Origin of the sequence: Streptomyces sp. NPDC060209 (assembly GCF_042728155.1) — a bacterium.
Taxonomy (GTDB): Bacteria; Actinomycetota; Actinomycetes; order Streptomycetales; family Streptomycetaceae; genus Streptomyces.
The window spans coordinates 1-6422 of record NZ_JBHWZS010000414.1 but is presented as its reverse complement, the minus strand read 5'-3'; the positions used below and the strand labels follow the sequence as shown (position 1 = coordinate 6422).

At 69.2% G+C, this 6422-nt stretch carries 6 protein-coding genes; 1 reads left to right on the top strand and 5 read right to left on the bottom strand.

Annotated elements, in window-relative coordinates; translation table 11 throughout:
- Positions 1 to 74: 74 nt before the first annotated feature.
- The 5 genes from gdhA to ACFWFI_RS39885 all read right to left on the bottom strand — a co-directional run bounded on the left by gdhA (position 75) and on the right by ACFWFI_RS39885 (position 5965).
- A complete protein-coding gene (gene gdhA, locus ACFWFI_RS39905) occupies positions 75 to 1454 on the bottom strand; it encodes an NADP-specific glutamate dehydrogenase (RefSeq protein WP_387400397.1) in 1380 nt (459 codons plus the stop codon).
- Positions 1455 to 1747: 293 nt separating this feature from the next.
- Positions 1748 to 2431 carry an ABC transporter ATP-binding protein gene (locus ACFWFI_RS39900; protein WP_387400395.1) on the bottom strand — a complete coding sequence of 228 codons (684 nt, stop codon included), beginning with the start codon at positions 2429 to 2431 and terminating at the stop codon, positions 1748 to 1750.
- Positions 2432 to 2478: 47 nt separating this feature from the next.
- The gene (locus ACFWFI_RS39895) at positions 2479 to 3960 is read right to left on the bottom strand and encodes an ABC transporter permease (RefSeq protein ID WP_387400393.1); all 1482 of its coding nucleotides are present in this window, start codon (positions 3958 to 3960) and stop codon (positions 2479 to 2481) included.
- A gap of 150 nt (positions 3961 to 4110) precedes the next feature.
- Complete coding sequence (locus ACFWFI_RS39890; protein WP_387400391.1) at positions 4111 to 5382, bottom strand: L,D-transpeptidase; 1272 nt, start codon at positions 5380 to 5382, stop codon at positions 4111 to 4113.
- 181 nt (positions 5383 to 5563) lie between these two features.
- Positions 5564 to 5965 carry a hypothetical protein gene (locus tag ACFWFI_RS39885; protein WP_387400389.1) on the bottom strand — a complete coding sequence of 134 codons (402 nt, stop codon included), beginning with the start codon at positions 5963 to 5965 and terminating at the stop codon, positions 5564 to 5566.
- Between the two features lie 108 nt (positions 5966 to 6073).
- On the opposite strand from ACFWFI_RS39885, the gene ACFWFI_RS39880 reads away from it, so the two are divergent.
- Entirely contained in the window at positions 6074 to 6394 is a 321-nt protein-coding gene (locus ACFWFI_RS39880) for a hypothetical protein (RefSeq protein ID WP_387400387.1), read from the top strand.
- Positions 6395 to 6422 lie beyond the last annotated feature (28 nt).

The following is a 6422-nucleotide window of genomic DNA, read 5'->3' as shown; positions in this document are numbered from 1 at the left end:
AACGACAACATGACCGTGATATCCGCAGGTTGTCCCCACTCCCCCGGCCTCCCGGGCCGTGCGGCGCGGCAGGGTCAGATCAGGCCCTGGGCCAGCATCGCATCCGCGACGATCTCGAAGCCCGCGATGTTCGCGCCCACCACGTAGTTGCCCGGGCTGCCGTACTTATCGGCCGTCGTGTAGCAGGAGTCATGGATGTGGCGCATGATCTGCGCGAGGCGCTCCTCCGTGTGCGCGAAGGTCCACGAGTCGCGGGACGCGTTCTGCTGCATCTCCAGGGCGCTGGTGGCCACGCCGCCCGCGTTGGCCGCCTTGCCGGGGGCGAAGGCGACGCCCGCCTTCTGGAAGACGTGGACGGCCTCGGGAGTGGTGGGCATGTTGGCGCCCTCGGCGACCGCCTTCACCCCGTTGCGTACGAGGGCGAGCGCGTCGGCCTCGTGGAGTTCGTTCTGGGTGGCGCAGGGCAGGGCCACGTCCACGGGGACGCTCCAGACGCCCGTGCCCTCGACGTAGCGCACGTGCTCGCCGCGTCGCTCGGCGTACTCGGAGATCCGGCCGCGGCCCGTCTCCTTGATCTCCTTGAGCAGGTCGAGGTCGATGCCCTTCTCGTCGACCACGTAGCCGCCCGAGTCGGAGCAGGTCACCACGGTCGCGCCGAGCTGCTGGGCCTTCTCGATGGCGTAGATGGCCACGTTGCCGGAGCCGGACACCGCGATGCGCTGGCCGTCGAGGGACTCGCCGCGCACGCGCAGCATCTCGGCGGTGAAGAGGACGCAGCCGTAGCCGGTCGCCTCGGTGCGCGCCTGCGCGCCGCCCCAGCCGAGGCCCTTCCCGGTGAGCACGCCGGACTCGTAGCGGTTGGTGATCCGCTTGTACTGGCCGAAGAGGTAGCCGATCTCCCGGCCGCCGACGCCGATGTCACCGGCGGGGACGTCGGTGTACTCGCCGAGGTGGCGGTGGAGTTCCGTCATGAACGACTGGCAGAACCGCATGACCTCGGCGTCGGACCGTCCCTTGGGGTCGAAGTCCGCGCCGCCCTTGCCGCCGCCGATGGGCATGCCGGTGAGGGCGTTCTTGAAGATCTGCTCGAAGCCGAGGAACTTCACGATGCCGAGGTTGACGGAGGGGTGGAAGCGCAGTCCGCCCTTGTACGGGCCGAGCGAGCTGGAGAACTCGACGCGGAAGCCGCGGTTGACGTGGATGTCGCCGGCGTCGTCCGACCACGGCACCCGGAAGATGAGCTGACGCTCGGGCTCGCAGATCCGCTCGATGATGCGGGCGTCGACGAACTCCGGGCGCTGCGCCAGCACGGGGCCCAGGGTTTCGAGGACCTCGCGCACCGCCTGGTGGAACTCGCCCTCGCCCTGGTTGCGCCGCAGGATCTCCGCGTAGAGCGGCTCGATGACACGGTTCTCGGCGGTGCGCGGGGTGAGGGAGTCGGAGCTGGCCGGCATCTGATCAAGACCTTCCGTGGGTGGGCTCATGCGCGTCGGCGCTCCCTGTCCCCGGAGGCGCCACCGGCCCGTGGGGACCGTTGCACCCGGCGATTCTCGCAGTGCGGCCCGGCCTTGCCCGGACGACATCCACATACTGACCACGGTTGTTCGTCCCGGTACGCGCGCTTCTGCCCGCCTGCGCCCTCTGCCGCCGGGGCGGAGGGGCCGCGCGGCGCCCGGGTCGAAGGGCCGTGCGGGTGGCGAACCTCACAGCCGGAGGAGGACGACTGTGAGGCCCGCGCGCCCCCGGATCAGGCCGCCGCGTTCTCCGTCACGGTGACCTTCCCCTTGCGGATCGTCGCCACCCGGGGCGCCTTGCGGGCGAGGGAGCTGTCGTGCGTGACCATCACGAAGGTCAGTCCGTGCTCCTTCCACAGCCCGTCGAGCAGGTCCATGATCTCGTCGCGCATGGACTCGTCGAGGTTGCCGGTCGGTTCGTCGGCGAGCAGCACCTTCGGCCGCTTGACCAGGGCCCGGGCGATCGCGACGCGCTGCTGCTGGCCGCCGGACATCTCGCCCGGCAGGTGGGTGGGCCGGTCACCGAGGCCCACCGACTCCAGCGCCTCCGCGGCGCGTTCGCGGCGGGTCTTCGCACCGAGGCCGAGGGGGACGAGGGCGGTCTCGACGTTCTCCTGTGCGGTGAGCGTCGGGATCAGGTTGAAGCTCTGGAAGACGAATCCGATGGACTCGGCCCGGACCTTGGTGAGGCGGGACTCGGGGAGCTTGGCCAGGTCGACACCGTCGAGCTCGATGGTGCCGGAGGTGGGCCGGTCCAGCCCGCCGAGCATCTGCAGGAGGGTGGACTTGCCCCCGCCGGTCGGGCCCTGGATGACGAGCCTTCCGCCGTCCTCGATGGTCAGATCGACACCGGCGAGCGCGTCGACGGGATTCTTGCCGCGCATGTAGCGCTTGGTGACGCCCTTGAGCTGGTACACGTGTGGACTCCTGCTGCTACGTACGGAAGGGGAGGGGCGGGGCGGTGTTACGCGACGCGGCGCAGTGCGTCGGCCGGCCGCAGCCGGGAGGCCCGCCAGCCGCCGAAGGCTCCCGCGATGAGTCCGCCCGCCACCGCCAGGGCGACGGCGACGAGGATCGTGGTGAGGGAGACCGGTGCGGTCAACGCGATGTCGAGGGTCTTGGACGCGGTCTGACGACCGCCTCCGCCGCCGCCCATCGGGCCGCCGCCGCCCATGCCGCCGCCCCCGCCGCCGCCCGTGGAGCCGAGCTGGGCGGTGAGGGTGGGGCTGATGGCGGTCACGACGTAGGCGCCGGCGAGGCCGACGGCGATACCGAGGACGCCGCCCATCAGGCCGTTGACGAGGGCCTCGCCGATGACCTGTCGGGTGACGCGCCCGCTCTTCCAGCCGAGGGCCTTGAGGGTGCCGAACTCCCGCACGCGGCGGCTGACCGCGGAGGAGGTCAGCAGACCCGCGACGAGGAACGCGGCGACGAGGACCGCGATGGAGAGCCACTTGCCGACGCTGGAGGCCAGGTCGGAGGCGGTGGAGAGGGAGCCGGACACCGTGTCGGCGAGGTCGGCCGAGGTGGTGACCGTCGTGCCCGAGATGTTCTTCTGGATGGAGGCCTTGACGGTGTCGATCTGCTGGGAGTCGGCGGCCTGGACGTAGACCGTGGTGACCTTGTCCTTGGAGTCGGCGACGGTCTGTGCCTGCTTCAGCGGGATGTAGACGTTGGCGGCCGCGTCACCGCTGTCCGCCGTGGAAACGCCCACGATCGTGTACTTGGTGCCGGAGATGGTGACGGTCTTGTCGACCGCGAGCTCCTTCTCCTTGGCGTAGGCGGAGTCGACTATCGCGACCTTGGCGTCGGTCTCGGTGGCCTTGAACGTACGCCCCTTGGTGATCTTGGAGGAGGTCAGCGGGCCGAGGTCCTGCTGGGTGACGTCGGTGCCGTACACGGTGAAGGAGTTGACGTCGAAGGATGCTCCGCCGCCCTCGACCCGGCCCTGCGGCTGGCCGCTGCCGCCCTGGCCGCCGCCGGGTCCGCCCTGCCCTGAGCCCGAGCCCGAGCTCTCGTCCTGCTTGAACTCGCCGCGCTTGAACTGGCCGTCGACCTTCATGACCGTCAGGCTCAGCCCGCCGACGGCGTCCGCGACGCCGTCCTGCTTGCCCACCTTGTCGACGGTGCTGGCCGCGAGTGTCTGGAAGCCCTGGACCATGACCCGGTCGGTGCTCTGGGTCGCGTCCTCGTCGTCCTGGGCGTCGAAGTTGAACCGGGGGCGCTCGGTACCGCCGGAGCCCTGGGCGGCCGCGGCCTTCGTCACCGTCATGTCCGTGCCCAGGCCGTACAGCGATTCCAGGACCTTGTCCTGGGCCTTGCTCATGCCCGAGGAGACCGAGCTGACGATGATGACGAGCGCAATGCCGAGGGCGAGCCCCGAGGCGACGACGAGCGCCGCCTTTCTGCGGCGGCGCAGCTCGCGCCGGAGGTAGGTGAAGAACATGGCGTGAAGATATGGACCGGGCGTGATGAGGAGTTAAGTCTCCGATGAGAGCTGGATGAGAACACTGCCGGTGCGCGTACGCCGAAGGCGGCGGCGCCCGGAACGATCCGGGTGCCACCGCCTTCGGAGGGGAGAGGGGCGCGGTCAGGGTCAGGCGGCGGAGTCCGCCGTCCACTCGGACCAGCTCATGTTCCAGCCGTTGAGGCCGTTGTCGGGGGAGATGGTCTTGTCCGGGGAGTTCGTGACCACGACCACGTCGCCGACCATGGAGTTGTCGTACAGCCAGGCGGCCGGCGTGTTGGGGTCGTCCGCGCCCTGGGTGTCGGACAGGCCGACACAGCCGTGGCTCGTGTTCGCGCTGCCGAAGATCGACTTGGCGCCCCAGTAGTTGCCGTGGATGAAGGTGCCGGACGTGGACAGCCGCATGGCGTGCGGCACGTCCTTGATGTCGTACTCACCCTTGCCGTCGTCGTCCGTGAAGCCGACCGTCGAACCGTCCATGCGGGTCTCCTTGAACTTCTCGGAGATCACCATCTGGCCGTTGTACGTCGGGTTGTCGGAGGAACCGGCGGAGATCGGGATGGTCTTGACCGTCTTGCCGTCACGGGTGACGGTCATGGTGTGCGCCTTGGCGTCCACGGTCGAGACCTGGTTGCGGCCGACCTTGAAGGTGACCGTCTTCTGCTGGACACCCACCACGCCGTCGGCGCCCTCGACCCCGTCCAGGGCCAGCTTCAGGGTGACCGTGGAGCCGCCCTGCCAGTAGTCCTCGGGGCGCAGGTCGAGGCGCTGGTTGTTGAACCAGTGACCGACGACCTCCTGGCCGCTGCTCGACGTCACCTTGATGCCGTCCTGGACGGCCTTCTTGTTGGTGATCGCCTTGTTGAAGTTGATCGAGACCGGCATGCCGACGCCGACGGTGGAACCGTCCTCGGGCGTGAAGTTCCCGATGAAGCTGTTTTCGGGCGAGACCGTGGTGAAGGAGCTGTTGGCGTGCGCCTCACGGTCCTTGGAGTCGGCCGCCGTGGCGCTGATCTTGTACGTCGTCGAGCGCTCGAGCTGGCCGCTGGGCTTCCAGTTGGAGCCGTCGGACGCGAGGGTGCCCTCGACGGCTTCGCCGTCCGCCGTGGTCATGGTGACCTCGGTGAGCTTGCCCTTGGCGACGGTGACCATCGCGGCGTTGTTGATGCTCGCGTTGGTCGCGCCGTTCTTCGGCGCGATCGTTATCTGCGCCTCGGAGGCGTCCTTGGCGGCCGCCTCGTCCACCTGCGCCTGTGACGTCTTCGAGCTGTCGGCGCTCGCACCCGTGCCGCTGCCGCCGTCGTCGCTGCAGGCCGAAAGCACCAGCACTCCGCCGAGCAGTGCGGACGCGGCCATGAGGCCCTTGCGCCGCTTGCTGTCCGTCATCACACGCTTCTCCATCGTTGCCGATTCCCCAAGATCCCCGGACAGGGTCGCCCGACGGCGACTCCCCGTCAATGTTCCAAGAACACCGCGACCGGGTCTTCCGTTCCACATCCACCTCGGATGTGGGGAACAACACTCACCGACGCACCCAGGACCGCGGCGGTTCCCGCCACCTCTGAGGAGTGCCCCACGGGCGTCAGCGTTCCGTATTCCCGCCGCCTTCTTCGTCGTCCGTCTCATTGTCCTCGATCCCGTAGTACGCCTGGTCCCCGTCCTCTCCGGCGGCCCAGTCCTCGGCGTCGGGGTCGTAGTCGATCGTCTCGCTGCTCCAGGAGGCCTGGGCTAGGTCGACCCCGGGCACCTGGCTGACCAGATCGAACGGGTCGATCAGCGAGGCGAGGGCTTCCGCTGCGTCTTCCCTGACCGTCTCCTCGGCATGCGTACGTTCCTCGGCCGACTCGTCGGCCGAGGCGCCGGAGGCGGTGAAATCGGCGGCGATGCTCTCCAGCGCCGTCCCGGTCAGGGCGTCCGCGTCGCTGATCTCCAGCACCATCTCCACGCGAAGCCGAACAAATGAGGGTGTCTCCGAAGTGCTCATACGCCGGAGCGTAAGGCTCCCTGGACCTGTGGCTTTCCTCCGACCCGCTGCTTTGCTTAGCATCGGGCCGCAGGGCTAACTGATGGTTGTCGCAAGGGGATCGATTCTGTGTCCATGGCTCGTCGCACGCTGCTGACCACCACGGCGGCAGGCACCCTGCTCTGTGCTCTCTGGTTCGTCCCGTCCGCCAACGCGACCGGCGAAGCAGGCACGCGGAGCGGTACCACCGGCTCGTCCGCCGGTTCCTCCGCCGAGTTCCGACAGGCTTCCGCCACCGGGGAGTTCACCTCCGAGGACAGACTGGCCGACACCGGGGCGGGCGTCGACACGACTCCCTACCTGATCGGCGGCACGGCCTCCCTGTTCGTCGGTGCGGGGTTCGTCGTGTACTCGGTACGCCGGGGCGGCACGCTGAGCACCGGCTTCTGAGGTACGTGAGGGCCGCCGCGTCCCGCGG

Coding starts and splice junctions, on each gene's coding strand:
- gdhA (WP_387400397.1), bottom strand. CDS start 1,454: ATGCCGGCCAGCTCCGACTCCCTCACCCCGCGCACCGCCGAGAACCGT.
- ACFWFI_RS39895 (WP_387400393.1), bottom strand. CDS start 3,960: ATGTTCTTCACCTACCTCCGGCGCGAGCTGCGCCGCCGCAGAAAGGCG.
- ACFWFI_RS39890 (WP_387400391.1), bottom strand. CDS start 5,382: ATGGAGAAGCGTGTGATGACGGACAGCAAGCGGCGCAAGGGCCTCATG.
- ACFWFI_RS39885 (WP_387400389.1), bottom strand. CDS start 5,965: ATGAGCACTTCGGAGACACCCTCATTTGTTCGGCTTCGCGTGGAGATG.